13 protein-coding genes are annotated in these 14,418 nt (G+C 54.2%); 4 read left to right on the plus strand and 9 right to left on the minus strand.

Annotated features, from left to right (window positions below):
• Position 1 precedes the first annotated feature (1 nt).
• The 4 genes from Thiofri_RS16310 to Thiofri_RS16325 form a co-directional block, all read right to left on the minus strand.
• Positions 2-1,420 (minus strand): conjugal transfer protein TraH, encoded by a 1,419-nt coding sequence (locus tag Thiofri_RS16310; protein ID WP_009146537.1) that lies wholly within the window; start codon positions 1,418-1,420, stop codon positions 2-4.
• Positions 1,420-2,466 carry a conjugal transfer protein TraF gene (gene traF, locus Thiofri_RS16315; RefSeq protein WP_323705464.1) on the minus strand — a complete coding sequence of 349 codons (1,047 nt, stop codon included), beginning with the start codon at positions 2,464-2,466 and terminating at the stop codon, positions 1,420-1,422. The genes Thiofri_RS16310 and traF overlap by 1 nt, the downstream gene beginning before the upstream one ends.
• Positions 2,467-2,849: 383 nt before the next feature.
• The gene (locus Thiofri_RS16320; protein ID WP_040854037.1) at positions 2,850-3,779 is read right to left on the minus strand and encodes an alpha/beta fold hydrolase; all 930 of its coding nucleotides are present in this window, start codon (positions 3,777-3,779) and stop codon (positions 2,850-2,852) included.
• A gap of 144 nt (positions 3,780-3,923) precedes the next feature.
• Positions 3,924-4,460, minus strand: coding sequence for a lipocalin family protein (locus Thiofri_RS16325; protein WP_009146540.1), 537 nt, complete (start codon positions 4,458-4,460; stop codon positions 3,924-3,926).
• A gap of 367 nt (positions 4,461-4,827) precedes the next feature.
• Here Thiofri_RS16325 and Thiofri_RS16330 point away from each other — a divergent pair, with 367 nt between their 5' ends.
• From Thiofri_RS16330 to Thiofri_RS16340, 3 genes are all read left to right on the plus strand, one after another.
• Positions 4,828-4,998, plus strand: a complete 171-nt coding sequence (locus Thiofri_RS16330) for a hypothetical protein (RefSeq protein WP_190275742.1) — start codon at positions 4,828-4,830, stop codon at positions 4,996-4,998.
• Positions 4,999-5,385: 387 nt separating this feature from the next.
• A complete protein-coding gene (locus tag Thiofri_RS16335) occupies positions 5,386-5,802 on the plus strand; it encodes an amidase family protein (protein WP_190275743.1) in 417 nt (138 codons plus the stop codon).
• Positions 5,803-6,017: 215 nt separating this feature from the next.
• The gene (locus tag Thiofri_RS16340) at positions 6,018-7,721 is read left to right on the plus strand and encodes an MBL fold metallo-hydrolase (RefSeq protein WP_407702911.1); all 1,704 of its coding nucleotides are present in this window, start codon (positions 6,018-6,020) and stop codon (positions 7,719-7,721) included.
• Between the two features lie 828 nt (positions 7,722-8,549).
• On the opposite strand, the gene Thiofri_RS16345 is transcribed toward Thiofri_RS16340, so the two are convergent.
• From Thiofri_RS16345 to Thiofri_RS16365, 5 genes are all read right to left on the minus strand, one after another.
• On the minus strand, positions 8,550-9,854 hold the full coding sequence (locus Thiofri_RS16345; protein ID WP_009146542.1) for an MBL fold metallo-hydrolase: 1,305 nt from the start codon (positions 9,852-9,854) through the stop codon (positions 8,550-8,552).
• Between the two features lie 14 nt (positions 9,855-9,868).
• Positions 9,869-10,693, minus strand: a complete 825-nt coding sequence (locus Thiofri_RS16350) for a hypothetical protein (RefSeq protein ID WP_009146543.1) — start codon at positions 10,691-10,693, stop codon at positions 9,869-9,871.
• A 489-nt stretch (positions 10,694-11,182) separates the two neighbouring features.
• Positions 11,183-12,466, minus strand: coding sequence for a Y-family DNA polymerase (locus tag Thiofri_RS16355; RefSeq protein ID WP_009146544.1), 1,284 nt, complete (start codon positions 12,464-12,466; stop codon positions 11,183-11,185).
• Between the two features lie 15 nt (positions 12,467-12,481).
• A complete protein-coding gene (locus Thiofri_RS16360; RefSeq protein WP_083848366.1) occupies positions 12,482-13,012 on the minus strand; it encodes a LexA family protein in 531 nt (176 codons plus the stop codon).
• A 130-nt stretch (positions 13,013-13,142) separates the two neighbouring features.
• Entirely contained in the window at positions 13,143-13,805 is a 663-nt protein-coding gene (locus Thiofri_RS16365; RefSeq protein ID WP_009146546.1) for an SOUL family heme-binding protein, read from the minus strand.
• A 442-nt stretch (positions 13,806-14,247) separates the two neighbouring features.
• Here Thiofri_RS16365 and Thiofri_RS16370 point away from each other — a divergent pair, with 442 nt between their 5' ends.
• Positions 14,248-14,418, plus strand: coding sequence for a hypothetical protein (locus Thiofri_RS16370; protein WP_190275744.1), 171 nt, complete (start codon positions 14,248-14,250; stop codon positions 14,416-14,418).

The following is a 14,418-nucleotide window of genomic DNA, read 5'->3' on the forward strand; positions in this document are numbered from 1 at the left end:
CTCAGCCCTCCGGGGTCAGACGCCCGCCGCCGGCCTGCTCGATGCTCCAATAGGGCGTCGACTTGGCCGATTGCAGCAGATCCATGTAGTAAGCGAGCTGTTCCTGGGCGGTGCCGTATTGGGCGGTGACGACCTCGTATTCGGCGCGCAAGTCCGCGCGGGATTCCGCGATCTGCTCGCGCAGCAGCCCCGCATAGGCGTTGTCCGCGACGACGGTCGCCACACTCACGGCACGCGCCATGTCGTGCAGCAGCACCTGCACCAGCTCGATGGCGATCACCGGAGCCGCTCGCTCGGCGAACAGCATCGCTGTGCCCTCGTCGATGCGCGCCAGATTGGCCACCGCCCCGCCGAGTCCGCTCGGGGCCACCTGCATGAAGGCTTTCTCGTCGGCGGTGAAATCGCTGGTACCAAAGCGGAACTTGGCGATCAATCCAGGTGAACTCGCATCACCGATCAGCAGGGTTCTCACGCGCTCGATCATGCCGAGCAGGGTGAGACTCTGAACGGTTGGGGAGAGGCAATCGTCGGCATCGCGACTGGGTGCACAGCGATACACCCGCACTTCGCGGCTGTCCGCCGTGCCGTGCAGCAGGTCGCGCAGAGACAGCACCGCCGGCAATGGGGTGACGCGGTTATTGCTCCCCTGCCCGTCCGGACTCGGCTCCGGTGGCCCGACGATGACACTGCCGGTCACCGACATCAGCGTCTCCAGCAGGCTGTCGTCGCCATGGTCGAACCAGCCGCTGACCGAGCCTTCCTTGAGCGAGCGCCAGAACAGGTTGCCCTGCAATTCCTCACGGGCGTAGTCCGGATCACTGTTTTGCACCTGGGTGATGGGATCTTCGCCGGTTACCGTTGACCAGGTCTCGAAGACATCGCCCAATCCTCTCACCAGCGAGGCTTCAGAGTGCTTGATCTTCTGCTGGGTATCGAAGGCATCGACGACATCGTTGACCACGCCCTGCCCAAGCTGGCAAGAGTTGGCGAACAGGCTATTGAGCGCCTGGATCTTCTTCTGCAACGAGTCCATCACCTGTCCGCAGTTCTGGCACATGGAATCCAGGGCCAGTTTGAAGGCGTAGCTGCCGGCATTAGCGGCGATGGCGCGAAACAGCTCAGTTAGTTGCTCGCGCGAGACATAGCTGAAGCCACCGGCGACCAGATCGATACCGCCGCAGCCGGCCTCGAAGCTCGGCGGGATGATGTGAACGGGGTTGACCGTCATCACCCGGTTGCGGGCATAGACCGACCCACCGGAGAGCACGCCCCGGCGCTGACCCATGTGGGCGGTGGGGTCGGTGACATTGACCAGGCTGTCGAACATGGCATCCAGCTCGGACGATAGATCGGCCTGCGCCATGCCGGGCAAGCCGGCGCTGAGGGTGAGGGATAAACCGAGGACGGGCGCAACGCGCATTAGTGACCTCCGAGGCGATGATGCGTGGGGGATGGAATCAGGGGTTCAGTGACCGGGGGATTGGGTATCGCGCGGCGCTGACCGCGCAGGTGCTCAAGCAGCCGTTCGGGGTCTTCGGCCAGGTCTGGATCGCTGAACGTGCTCGTGTCCAGGCGCAGGGCGGTCACCCGCGCGCGGCTGCGTTCCAGCCAGCGCGGATCGATCCAGCCGGCATCGGCGGCGGTCTGGACGATGCGCTGCTGCAACTCGGCCAGCGACAGCACGCCTTGGGACAAAGGCTTGATGCCATCGGGCGGACGGACCAGGAAGAGCGCCGGGGTGGAGACCACGCCAAGCGCGCGGGCTTGACCACTATCGGTGCGGAAGTTGGGGAAGAACCCGCTTGGCAAGGGTCGGCCATCGAGGGCAATGGCCTGCACGTCTAAACCGTAACGGTTGGTCAGCAACTCAAGCAACGGAGCCTGGGCTTCGCAGTAGGGGCAATCAGAGCGGTACAGGAACCAGAGGCCGGCGACTTGGGCGGTTTTGGTCAGCGCCTGGTCGCGTTGGTTCGCCGCTTCCCGATTGACCAGGTTGGCGGCGAAAGTCGCGAGTGGCCGGCGGGTGGTCTCGTCGAGGAAAGGATCGGACCAGACGGCGCGCTGGCTTGCCTCGGCAAAGCGTTCGGCTTTGTCGATGGCCAGGCGTTGCAGGTAGAGATAGAGGGAGACGTTCTGCGGCGAGGGATCGTCGATGGCAACATCCCGGTAGCGCTCCAGGTTCGCGCGCAGCCAGGCGGCGGAGAGTGGTGTTGGGCCGGGTTGGTTGCTTGGCGTCTCGGGCGCGGGAGGTTGTTCGGCTACCTCCTCGGGTGCCGGTGTCGGGGGCGGATCGGGTGGTGGTTCCAGTTCCTCCTCGGGTTCGGGCGGTTGTTCGGCATACCAGAACCAGCCCTCGGCGCCACGCTCGTAGAAGCGCGGCGAGGTGGGCTCAGTCTGGGCATGGACGGTGCTGCAAAGGACAAGGGTGCCTGACAGCATGAGCAGGGGGATCAGGATGGTGTTCATGCCACCATCCTGATCTTTGCGAGTTGTCAGAGCGACCTGGAAACCTCAGGCGGATGGGCCTCTTTCGCGCTGCCAGGACAGTGCGCGTGAAGAATGGTTGTGACGAGCGGTTGCGCGTTCTTAGCGTTGCGATCTGCTCACAGGTGATAAGACATGAACGCAGTCACCGACTTTGATCAGGCCCGCTGCGCGAACCCGAAAACAGTGACCGGACTGCGATAACTGGTACCAGGCGATGTGCCGCATGGCATCAGCTTCGGAGGTGAGGAACTTGCCGTCAACTGTCTTGAAGGCATGGACACGCTCGATCGGTGCTGCGATTGGGCAGCGCTTAGAGGTTTGAGCGGCGGCTTCGGTCTTAGACTGCTACTTCGTGACTTGCTTCAGTTAGTTACCTTATGCCTAAGCCAGTCGACGGCGTATCGGCGGTCTGCCTCGGCTGTGTCGGACAGCCAGAAGCAGAAGTGGGTGCCATCCTGGATCCATCGCAGCTCGGAGCCGGCGATGTGGCGGTGGGCGTGTTCCGCGTGAGAGGGAAAAACGTCATTGTCCGCCGTGCCATGAATAATCAAGGTCGGGGCGATTATCCGCTCCAGAGGCAGCGCGGCGATTGCTCCTAATTGCGCATTGTCATTCCGCGCCCCAGGGACTCGCTTGGCAGCGTGATCTCCAAATGAGTGCACCATGGCCATGAAGTACGCTTGCTTGAGGGGATCGGCCTCAATGTGCGCCACACGCTCGGCGACCTGAGCCCGGTCTAGCTTGCCTTCCTGGGCGATGAGGCCCTTGATGGTAGCCCCGGTCAGATAGTCGGCCATGATCGCGGTCAGCTTAAAACCGAAGGTGGAAACGAAGAGCTTCATCTCCAGGTCACTCACCGGCGGCTGATATTTGCTCGCCACGCAGTCGACGGCAACCAAGGCCGACACTTTCCGCGGGTGGCGCGCGGCAAGTTCATAAATGGCCCCACCAGCCGCGGAGACACCAACCACGGCGCAGCGCTCAATGCCGAGGTAATCAAGCAGTGCCGCGAGGGCGTCAGCCTGCTCAGTCAATGTCGTGCCCGTTTTCAGCGGCGTTTCCAGATAACCCGGTCGGGACGGACCAATGACCCGAAAGCCATTCACCCGAAAGGTTTCACCCAGAATCAAGCCTTGGTCATAACCGCCAGGGCCACCGTGGACGCACAGGAGCGGCGGTCCGTCACCGACGTCGGCGAACTGCATCGGTCCCATGGGCAACTCAGCAGTACTTGCAGGTGCTGATAGACAGGCCGTGACTTGTTCTGGAGTGGATAGCGTGAAGTCTGACAAGTGGACCTCCAAAGATGCCGAGCTTCGAACTGTAGGCCAAGTTTAGCGCGTCGGCCCAGGGGTGGAAATTTGGCACATCCTAGCGAGACTTTGCCTCAGACCGGCAAGACGAGGACAACCGATCACAAGCCAGCCATTGCTGTTTTATTCCAGTATCTGTTGCTGGGTCCTTCTGACGCGCGCGGCGTCATAGCCTTGCTCTGCGGCAATCGCGATGGCTCGATCATAATCCTCAGGGGAAATGCAAGGCGCACGGGCAATGAGCCAAAGCCGCCTTCGGCTTGGGGTACCCATGAGCAGCCATCGGTATTGCGGGTCGAGGCCAATGACCCACAGATCGCCCCGAATCAGCTTAAAGAACCGCAGGATGAGCTTTGCCCCGCTCGCGTCGGCAGGATGAACCAGGCCATGCACCTCATTGCGGCGCATTCGCGCTTTCGCGTTGTAGGCGACTGTTTGGACGGTGATGCGCCCATCGGGGCGTTTGGCATAGGTTGCAGTCACATTGACGCTACACTGTCCTGGACCGTCGGCTTCGAGATTGGGCAATCTGGCCACTTCGAACCAGGTCCCCATCAGCCGACTAAGGTCAATCTTCGCAACGGTATCCGGCAACTGACGACGCTTAACGGAACGTGTCGGAAGCAATTTGTGCAGGGCGCGACGAGCTTTGTTCATCATGCACAGGTAAGTGGGGTCTGATGAGTCCCAAAAAACTGGCGATCTGGTTCGCCAGTCATTGAACTCGTTTGGCCTCTGGTGGCGTCCGCTTGCCCCATCAGAGTCATGCTGACTAGACAAGATCAGTGGCGTAATCCGGCCAGAACCGGACATTGACCAGGGAGAGTGCCGGTGTCAGAATTCGACCAGACGGGCGAGGCAGAGCAATCCTTACGGCCCTTGTTTGTTGCCGAACCCATGTAAGGGTCCGACTGATCCTTGTCGCTCGGCAGATACCTCGCGTTTCGCGGGATAACACGCCTTCCGTGGTGTTATCCGGAAACCGTAAGATGCCTTGTTATGTGTGCACATGTTATGGAGTGCCGAAATGTACGATAATCGTATATTATCTCATTCTTTCTCAAAATTATTAGAGCCAGATGGAGAGCTTCGTTGGTTGTTTTATTTAGTTCAAAAGCATTCCGATACTGATTTTTTGATAGGAAAAAATGATAAAGAAGAATGGATTTCAATATATCGAGGGCTTTCAAGAGTGTAGAAGATAAAAAAGAAAAGCGATCCTGGCTTGATTAAATTAAATGGAGACGATGCATACAAAAAAATGTCAAATGATCTTTACGGAGAAAAGAAAGTTACAGAGGATTTCTCCAGCGAGTTAATCAAGGTATTAAAAGAAGTTTCAACTGATCCGGAATTTGATAAACACTACAACAATAAAAAGTAAGGATATTTTCAAAACGAATTATCCCGCAAATTCGGAACCTGCGGAAAACCGAATGACAATTTCGTCATTTTAGATAAAGAAGCTGTTATCGGATACAAATATCAACAGGAAAAAGATAAAATATATGGCAAGGTTCGTGAAAAGTACAAAATTCTCCAGAGAGATATTACTCAATATGATGCAAAAGGATACGGAACAGACTTGGATAAAAAAGCTATTGGCGGTGAACTCGATTTTTTAGCTTTGGATAAACAGGGTAATCTGCTTTTGATCGAGTACAAACATGGATCAAATACATCTGGTATTTATTTAAGCCCCCTTCAAATTGGGTTGTATTATGATCTTTTCAATCAGTTGCCGAGAGACGAATTGAAAGAATCTGTATCCAAAATGCTGGAACAAAAAAAGAAAATAGGATTGATAAATGCTGAATGGAAACGACCGAATATTAAAGACATTGTACCTGTCCTAATTGTTTCTGAATATAGCGAAAGAAGTTTAGCAAAAACAAAGTATCAGGAAATTATGGATATTGCCAGAGACAAAAAAGGAAACTCTTTTTTAGAAAACATTAAAACATATAACTACACAATTCAACATGGTCTTACGCCTTGGTGATAATGATTTTTTAAATCCATGGAGGTACATTGGAGATTGGATGCTCGTGTGTTGAAATTTAGATGTAAACAACACGAATAGTTGTCGACTTAGGGATTGCCTAGGGAGCAAGTTTTATGCGAGTGTGCATCCACCGGGGCAGTCACCAGATTGGTGGAAGCTGTGTCGAAATCGAGCAGAATGGACTCCGGATTCTGCTCGATTTCGGATTACCCTTGGATTCAGACCACGACAAGCGCTCAGCGATACCCGCAACGCTTGCCGGACTCAATGAACGCGATCAAAGCGTACTCGGGGTATTCATCTCGCACCCGCATCTAGATCATCTCGGCTTGCTGCCCGCTCTAGCACCCCGCATCCCAGTCGGAATGGGACCAGCCGCCCGGCGTATCGTCACGGCGGCTGCGGCTTTCAGTGGGCATCCATGGGCCCGACCTGCTCCAGGATGGGATTATCGGTCAGGTCAGAGCATTGATGTCGGACCATTCCGCGTTACTCCCTTTCTTGTTGATCATTCCGCATACGATGCCTATGCGCTCCTGATTGAGAGCCAGGGAAAGCGTCTTTTTTATAGCGGCGATTTCCGCGCGCACGGTCGCAAATCAGCTCTCTTCGAGTCTTTGCTGAGAACGTTACCCCGGGGTGTCGATGTCATGCTGCTGGAAGGGTCAACCCTGGGCCGGCCGCCAAATGACGGGCGGATTCAGCATGAATCAGACATAGAGGATCAGTTCGTCGCCGAGTTTTCGTCCGCTCAAGGCCTCGTCATGACGCATACATCCTCACAAAACATCGACCGTCTCGTATCCATCTTTCGAGCGGCGAGACGAACGAACCGCCTCATGGTCATTGATCTTTATACTGCGGCGATTCTGCAAGCGACAGGCAATCCAAATATTCCACAATCCCATTGGCCCGACATCAGGCTCTATGTACCTCAACGCCAGCGTATGCAGATTCGGAAGAAGGGCTTGTTCGATCTTCTACGTCAACACGCGAAAAATCGGATATACAGCGAAAAGCTGCGTGAGCGGGCAAAATCGGTAGCTCTCGTATTTCGTCCGATTCACTGCCTAGACCTGGAAAAGGCGAATTGCTTGACTGACGCGCGCTACATCTATTCGCAATGGGCAGGATATTGGGAGCGCGGAGACTTCAGTGCCCTCGGGGCCTGGCTGAGCCGCCACGGCATTGACAAGAAAAGCATCCATACATCAGGTCACGCCAGCTCCGTGCATCTCGAGGAGTTCGTCAGGGTGCTCACTCCACGTAAGGTCGTCCCCATTCATACCTTCGTGCCCGAGCAGTATAAGCGTTTGTTTCAAAATGTTGAGCTTCACGGCGATGGGGAATGGTGGAGTCTAGATAAGGAGGAGGGGGAAAGGAATGAACGCCTCCCGCAAAAACGCACCGCTAAAAAGAAACAACAGCATTGGTCACCTGTTTTGGAAGCACAGAAGATCGGACAATTTCAAATTGTACCTCTCACCTCATCCAAACAACTTGGATCAGAAGGCTGGCACATGATGAATTGCGTGGCGGACTATTCAAATGCCTGCAAGAATGATGAATATCGAGTATTTTCGATCAGAAATATCAGCGGAAAGCGCTTGGCGACACTAGGCCTGACTCGCAAAAATAATCAATGGTTTGTAGATCAATGTTTTGGACCGCGTAATAGCGCGGAGAATGCCAATCTAGAGTTGTTTGATAAACATGGAAAAGCGATGGAAATGGTCGATTGGTACCGAGAGGAGGGCGTACTTGAATCAAGCACTGATTTTGATCTAGAACATGGTGTTCCGACAGCTACCCTCAGTGTGATAAATCGATACGGCAAGGTCGATTACCTAGAGGTTGATACCGACCTAGGTCTTCTTGCACAAGAAATTGAGCAACTCATGAACAATAGAGAGTAACTGATACGGAAACCGACGCATTTAGGACAAAAACACATAGGATGAAAAAATTGGCAGCGCAACGCGCCACTGCAAGCCCTTACTGGTTCGAAATCAATCACAATGAAGCGCTACGTTCGTGTTAATGGCGCATAGGTATCATACGGTATCTCTCGATCCGGCGAGCCCGTGCGGTACCCTTCTCCGCAACGGAAAGGAGGTGAGCAAAAAAAACTTAAATCAGCGCTATTTGATGCTGCAGACCTCCATTGTGAAAATCATGTACCTAAATTTATTAGCGCGAGCACAAAATCCTTGCGGCATTGACCGTTCCTTGGGGACTTCCGCGGGTGTCAAGCAAATTCAGCCGACCTGCCAAAGAAGCGCGCGGCTGATTTACGGAGTTAGTCCGTTGAGGGTCGGCAACCGTCCCCAGAGGCAAGACGCAGCGCTCGCGATTCTTCTGGATTAGCACCGAATCCTTGGCAGGGCGCTTGCCGGCCAGGAGCAGACATTTATCGCCGACTGCTCCAGTTTTCGGGTTCGGGCTATTCGGTCTTTCCGCCGCGTGAAAAGCTAGTTAGCCGGTCGAAAATGAGTGGCTTGGCAACCCAGTTGCGCTGACTGCGGATCAATTGTCAGGTTCGTCGTTGCCGCGACCGCCTTCGGGGTGGGTGTGCATGGCGCGTCTCCGGTGGGTTGGCTTGACCGGAGTTTAGCGCAGGGTGGCGGGTGTGGCGATGATGCGAGCAGCTTTGGACGCTTTGCTCGGTTTTTCGGTCTGACGACTGAACTCACTGGTATTTACGGAGCGGAGTAAAAATCCAGTGCAGTAATTTGTTATGTGTTTTAGGTAATAGTTACTGTTTCATTATCGCTTATTCGCACCACCTTTGTACCTGTGAATATTTTTTTGTATTCATCTCCTTCAAATGTATGGATTGGAACAAGATTCTTCGGGCTTAAGACTTCAACCATTCTTTTCAGCGCCTCTCGATCAGCATGCCCACTTGTGTGAATCGATTTTTCGGTCATTCCTCTCTTAATGAGAAAACCAATGAACTCTTTTGTCGGTTTTTCTTTTTTATAACCTTCCCACATTGAATAGATAAATATGCCGTTTTCTAATCCTTTTATAAATTCCAGATCTTTCAACATGCTTGGTCGCACAATCATTACCGTTTTATCAAACTCTTCCCCGATTTGTTCTTTCGTGATTTTATAGTCCTTGAAACGGTATAATAATTTTTCATTCCCTTTTTTGCTAATCATTCGGGAAAGTCGATATGGGAAAAATACTTTGATTTCAGGAAAGCTATATGATGGATACGGGATAGTTGCAAATTCTGATAACTCTTTAAGAATGTTTGCAATATAAAAATCAACAGCAAAAGTCTTCCCCGCTCTTTTGCAAGCTCTATAAATTGAAACGATCCGGTCAATGTTTTGACCTGATGTGTAAATTAGATTAATCCCCTTGCTTGTTTTAAAAGTATCTACAAATTCCTCTTCTATTTCACTCTCGGTCGGAAAATTTTTATTTGCCCGACCAATGGTTGTTCCCTCAAGAAGCAGATAGTCAATATTTTTTTCCGCATTGTAACTAAACCAATCAAAGGCTTTGGTTTTTCTACCATGTATTCTGAAATCACCGCTATAAAAAAGTGACTTTCCACCAGCTTTGATTAGAAACGCATAAGCATCAAATGCAGAGTGATCCATCAAATAGGGTGTAATTTCAATATCACCAATAAAAAATGATTTTCCTGATTCAAAATGTTGTGGATTTGGAATCGTCCAATCCTGATTTGTAAATATATTGGTAATCTCAATCAGTTTTTGAGTAGCTCTGCCAAGGTAGGTTTGGCAATTTGCGTTCACATAATTTATGAGTCCAAAATGGTCTTGATGCGCATGAGATAAAATCAAAGCAGTGGTTCCGGATTCATCATAAAGTCCATCGACATCGGGAAGAATTCTTTTTACGATCAATTCATCTACTGACGAATCCTTAATAGCTCTTGAGTCAAACTGCGTTCGGTCTGGATTCACCAAAGGCATACCAAAATCAATAATTATTCGTGTTGATTCGGTCCAGACTTCTACACATGAACCTCCTATTTCCTTTGTGCCTCTATGAATTTTGAAATTCATCACAACGTTTCTGCTTACCAAAGATTATCAGGTTTCACTTGCTTAATATCACCGATTTTGTAAATCTTTATACCCGCATATTCTTTGTTTTGGAGGATCTTATTATTCAGCCTTCCGTTTCTCTGGTCTATATCAAAACCAAAAATTAATAAAGTAACATTGTTGTCAACTTCTACTGGTTCAGGTAATGCCGCGCCAAAAATTCTGTTAATTATTCTTATATAATTAATATATTCCGAGAGAATTTCTGGTTTTCTTTCTGCTATTTGAGATTTATATCTTTTAATTTGGCTTATTACTGCTGGAGTAGTCTGTGACCAGATTCCTTTATTTGAGTAATGCTTCGCTTCAACAAATTGAAGGGATTTAGAATCTTTATTGAGTAATAAAACATCAATTCTATCTTGCTTGTTTTCTTCATTAAACGATCCAAAGGAAATTTCAACATCCAAAACAACAACATTGCTACTCGATAAATATGAGTGCCTATGATATAAATTCGATACTCCAAAAGCTTCGATTCCAGAATAGTTAGAGCAGTTTTCTTTTATTCGCGGGTAATTCGATTCAAAGTCAGAGGCCAACTTATAACCTAACAACTCAGATTCAGTGAGATAATTCTTTCCATTTGATGAAATAACAGAAGCATATTTCAGGTGAGTTTTAAATCCACTTCCGTCATAGGTAAAAAGCTTGCCGCCTTTGTGATAGAGGTCAATGCGATTATCTCGGATTGCGAAAAAAACATTCTGATTTTTGCAGTCCTGTTCAATTTCATTAGACCAAAGGCAGCTTGATATCAATTTATCTTCAATTGATTTTTCCAACCTTCTCTTCATGTTAATACTCCCGGGATATCCTTGACACATAACGACGCACGCGCAGTCGAACTCCTGCGGATGAACCAGGCAGCATTGCTGGCAATTGTGTGGCGTGGCGCGGCTTGCGGTTGCAAGTGCCCGCTGTTCGCCTAAAGCGCGCGCTTGTCCAGCACGCTTTTCGTGACTCGACCGCGCACCCGGCCATGCCGGAACGTGCAAGCCAAGTATAGACCATGATTATCACCCTGGGGAATAACCGCATGTCCTTGGCGTGCTTGTGACGCGCTTTGGGACACTCCCGCCGCTGACCTCGGGGGCGCATAACCACTGTTGAACCCGGAAGCCGGGTCAGGCTTATCTCCTTTGCGTCGTCGTGCGTGGCGAAAAAACAGACGGATCTAGAGAAGGTGGGTTACTTCCGCTGTGGGTCGAAAGCGGAAGCCACAAACTCGCTCGAACTCCCGTTGGAGCGAAGCTTCCTCGACTGCCAACGGACAAACCCTCTCATCAGCAATAAGCCACAGGCAGCTCTTCCAACCGCGTGGTATAGCGCGGTGAGCGATATTGCTCGCGCCTTCGCCAGCGCGGAGCGGGATGGGCATTGGCCAACATCAGGCTGCCGCGGCCAAAGCGGCTGTTAATTGCATCCAGCGTCGCCATGAGCGCCTCACTGCGCTGGTCGGCCGCCCCATCCGAGAACAAATCCACCTGCCCCTGCCCAGCGCGGCCAAGCCCAAGCAGCACCGTTCCGGCTTTTGTGTAGATCAGGCCGGGTTTATAGAGACGCTGAAGTCCGCGTCGCGCCGCAGCCACCAACACGCGGGTATCCGCGCTCGGTGCGACCAGGGGCACGACAAGGCTGCCGACAAAAGGTGTCGTTTCTGTGCGAAAGAGACTCGTGCGGATCTCCACCCCAACCGCGGCCGCCTCACCCTGCTGCGCCCGCAGCTTCTCCGCCGCGCGACTGGTGAAGGTGGTGATGGCCTGGGTCAATTCCGCAAGCGAGGTGACCGCCGCGCCGAAGGTGCGCGAACAGCGAATCTGCTGCTTGTCCGGCATGACCTCCTCCAGTTCCAGACAGGCCACGCCGCGCAGTTCCAGCGCGGTGCGCTCAAGCACCACCGAGAACTGCTGGCGAACCCGTCGGGTTGGCACCCGGCGCAGGTCAAGGGCTGTTGTGATGCCAATCGCGGCCAGGCGCTTGGACAGTCGTGCCCCCACGCCCCAGACCTCGGCCACCGAAATCGCCGCGAGGAGCCGGTCGATCTCTGAGCCCGGCAGCACAGCCAGATCGCAGACACCACACCAAACGGGGTCGTGCTTGGCCAGATGATTGGCCAGCTTGGCCAGGGTCTTGGTCGGGCCGATGCCAACGCAGACCGGCAGCCCGGTCCAGCCCAGCACCGTGGCGCAAATCCTCTGCCCGATGACCGCCGCGGGCTGCGTTTGTCCGCCCAGATCAAGGAAGCATTCATCGATCGAATAGATTTCCTGGCGCGGCGCAAAGCGGGCGAGGATGCGCATGACCCGGTTGCTCATATCGGCATAGAGCGCATAGTTGCTCGACAGGGCCGTCACCGCACTCAGCTTTCCCTCGGCCTTTAGCCGGCGCTGGGCCTGGAACCAGGGTTCGCCCATGCGGATGCCAAGCGCCTTGGCCGCTTTGGAGCGCGCCACCACGCAGCCATCGTTGTTGGAGAGCACCACGACAGCGCAATCCCGCAGCCGCGGCTGGAACACCTGCTCGCAGGAGGCGTAGAAGCTATTGCAGTCGACCAGTGCGATGGACATGCCAGCGCCTGATGCTCAGACCGTCTTGATCACGCGCGTGACCACGCCCCACACCTGCAGTTCCTGGCCATCCTTCAACTCGATGGCCGGATACTGCGTATGGGCCGCTTCCAGGCGCACCTGGCTGCCTTGGCGGTGCAGACGTTTGAGCGTGAACTCGCCATCAACCACCGCAATGACCATGCGCCCATGGCGGGGCTCGAGCGACCGGTCGACCAGCACCAGATCGCCGTCCTCGACACCGGCATCGGTCATTGAACAACCGCGCACGCGCAGCAGGAAACAGGCCTCGGGATGCGGGGCCAGCAGCGTATTGAGATCAATGGCCGCGTCCTGATCGTCCTCGGCTGGCGAGGGAAAGCCCGCTTGCACCGGCCAGCGGAATCGCCGCAGGGACAAGGGCGAACGGACCGCGGGGCGGCCGATGGGCGCCACCAAATCGCCCGCTGAACCGCTGGGCCGGAACCGACTCCAGTGGGTATGCGGGCAAGCGGCGGGACAGGGCTCAATGCGCCCGGCAGCAGGTGGAAAGATGGTCAGTGACATGCAGGTCAGCGCGGCGGGAAGGACTGTTAATAAAAACAGTATAGTCCCGACGACCGTCCATTGCGCCATCGCGTGATCGACCAGCTCCCTCAACCGCCTGACAGCGGCCTTTGGACGCCCCGAGGCGCGTTCAGGGTTTCTTGATTTCGACCATCACTTCGTTGCGCCGCAGGATGGGCAAGGAGAATGGCGAGTTGTAACGGGCATAGATGGGCGCACCCGTGGGTATGAAACCCTCGGCGCGAACCGCCTCGAGCAACTGGCGTTCATGCTCGAGGTAGCGGTTCTCACCCCAGCCACCGGAGTAGCGCACGACAGCCATCAGTCGTGCGGGTTCTTCGCGCAGTTCAATGCGCGGGTCCGTGGGTCGTGGAATGGTCTCGAGGGTGAAGCGACTCGGCATCACGAAGCTGATCCGGTAGGTACCTGTCGCGCTCTGATCGGCCTGTTGTTTGACCGGCGCGGTCATCGGGATGCGGGTCCCACCGCCCTCGCCCGCTGGCGCAACGGGCGTCTGACTCACGGGCGCGGTCATGGCGATTTTCTCGGCGGCTTGATTGTTGCCGAAGATAAAGTCGGCCAAACGGCGAAAGGCCTCGCCGCCGACATCATCGAAGTCGCCACTGACCTCGGTCTCGGCCAACAGCTGGGGCGCGTAGCGACGGATCTCGAACCCGGGACCTTCCCGCACCGGGGTATAAGCCGGTTCCTCGGTGGCCATGACCGGTCCTCCCATCAATAGCCCTGGCAGGAACAACACCAGCCAGACCAGTAAGCGGTTTCCTGTTTGCATTCGCGCCCTCCTCATAGCCGACACCTTGAATTCTCGTCCCTTCCCTGGTGATTGGGGGCCGTGTTGGCTTCCGGCAAGCCATGATCGCGGATGACACCGCTCAGAGGTCAGGGGCTTTGTGCTCTTCACCGAAAGCACACCAGTGAGAAAGAGCGGCCTTTTGCCCAAGCTTTCGCGGCTGCGCACGGCCGTCAATGCGGCAATACTCAGAGGTGACGGCGCAAAAGGATTGCAAGATCGCTTGCACGCTTTGCCCAGCATGACTTTCTCGCCGGTCGGCCCTTGTCGCCGCCAGCGTTTCAGACCGAAGACGCCATGAGTCTGGCCCTCGTTTGAGGGTTACCAACCGCGTCCGTTCCATCCCCCTTCCCAGGGTTTCCCTCTTCCCATCCATTCGGCTGAGGCGACTGCCTTGCAGACCGTCACCGGCCAGGAGTTTCCCATGTTCTCACGTCCGTGGCGGATTCCCCGCCGCTGGAAGGTGCTGTTCTGGCAGCTGAGCGACAGGCTACTCGGCGCGCGTGTCGCGCCACTGCCGCCGCCGGAACCGCATCCCTTGGAGTCGCCGACCTATCAGCGTCGGCGTTCGTTGTCATCCCAACCTGGAGAGTGA

The sequence above is a fragment of the Thiorhodovibrio frisius genome, from assembly GCF_033954835.1.
Lineage (GTDB): Bacteria > Pseudomonadota > Gammaproteobacteria > Chromatiales > Chromatiaceae > Thiorhodovibrio > Thiorhodovibrio frisius.

Bases quoted from the DNA above. Each gene is read 5' to 3' on its own strand.
- Thiofri_RS16310 (WP_009146537.1), bottom strand. From the start codon at position 1,420: ATGCGCGTTGCGCCCGTCCTCGGTTTATCCCTCACCCTCAGCGCCGGC.
- traF (WP_323705464.1), bottom strand. From the start codon at position 2,466: ATGAACACCATCCTGATCCCCCTGCTCATGCTGTCAGGCACCCTTGTC.
- Thiofri_RS16325 (WP_009146540.1), bottom strand. From the start codon at position 4,460: ATGATGAACAAAGCTCGTCGCGCCCTGCACAAATTGCTTCCGACACGT.
- Thiofri_RS16330 (WP_190275742.1), top strand. From the start codon at position 4,828: ATGTACGATAATCGTATATTATCTCATTCTTTCTCAAAATTATTAGAG.
- Thiofri_RS16345 (WP_009146542.1), bottom strand. From the start codon at position 9,854: ATGAATTTCAAAATTCATAGAGGCACAAAGGAAATAGGAGGTTCATGT.
- Thiofri_RS16350 (WP_009146543.1), bottom strand. From the start codon at position 10,693: ATGAAGAGAAGGTTGGAAAAATCAATTGAAGATAAATTGATATCAAGC.
- Thiofri_RS16355 (WP_009146544.1), bottom strand. From the start codon at position 12,466: ATGTCCATCGCACTGGTCGACTGCAATAGCTTCTACGCCTCCTGCGAG.
- Thiofri_RS16360 (WP_083848366.1), bottom strand. From the start codon at position 13,012: ATGTCACTGACCATCTTTCCACCTGCTGCCGGGCGCATTGAGCCCTGT.
- Thiofri_RS16365 (WP_009146546.1), bottom strand. From the start codon at position 13,805: ATGCAAACAGGAAACCGCTTACTGGTCTGGCTGGTGTTGTTCCTGCCA.
- Thiofri_RS16370 (WP_190275744.1), top strand. From the start codon at position 14,248: ATGTTCTCACGTCCGTGGCGGATTCCCCGCCGCTGGAAGGTGCTGTTC.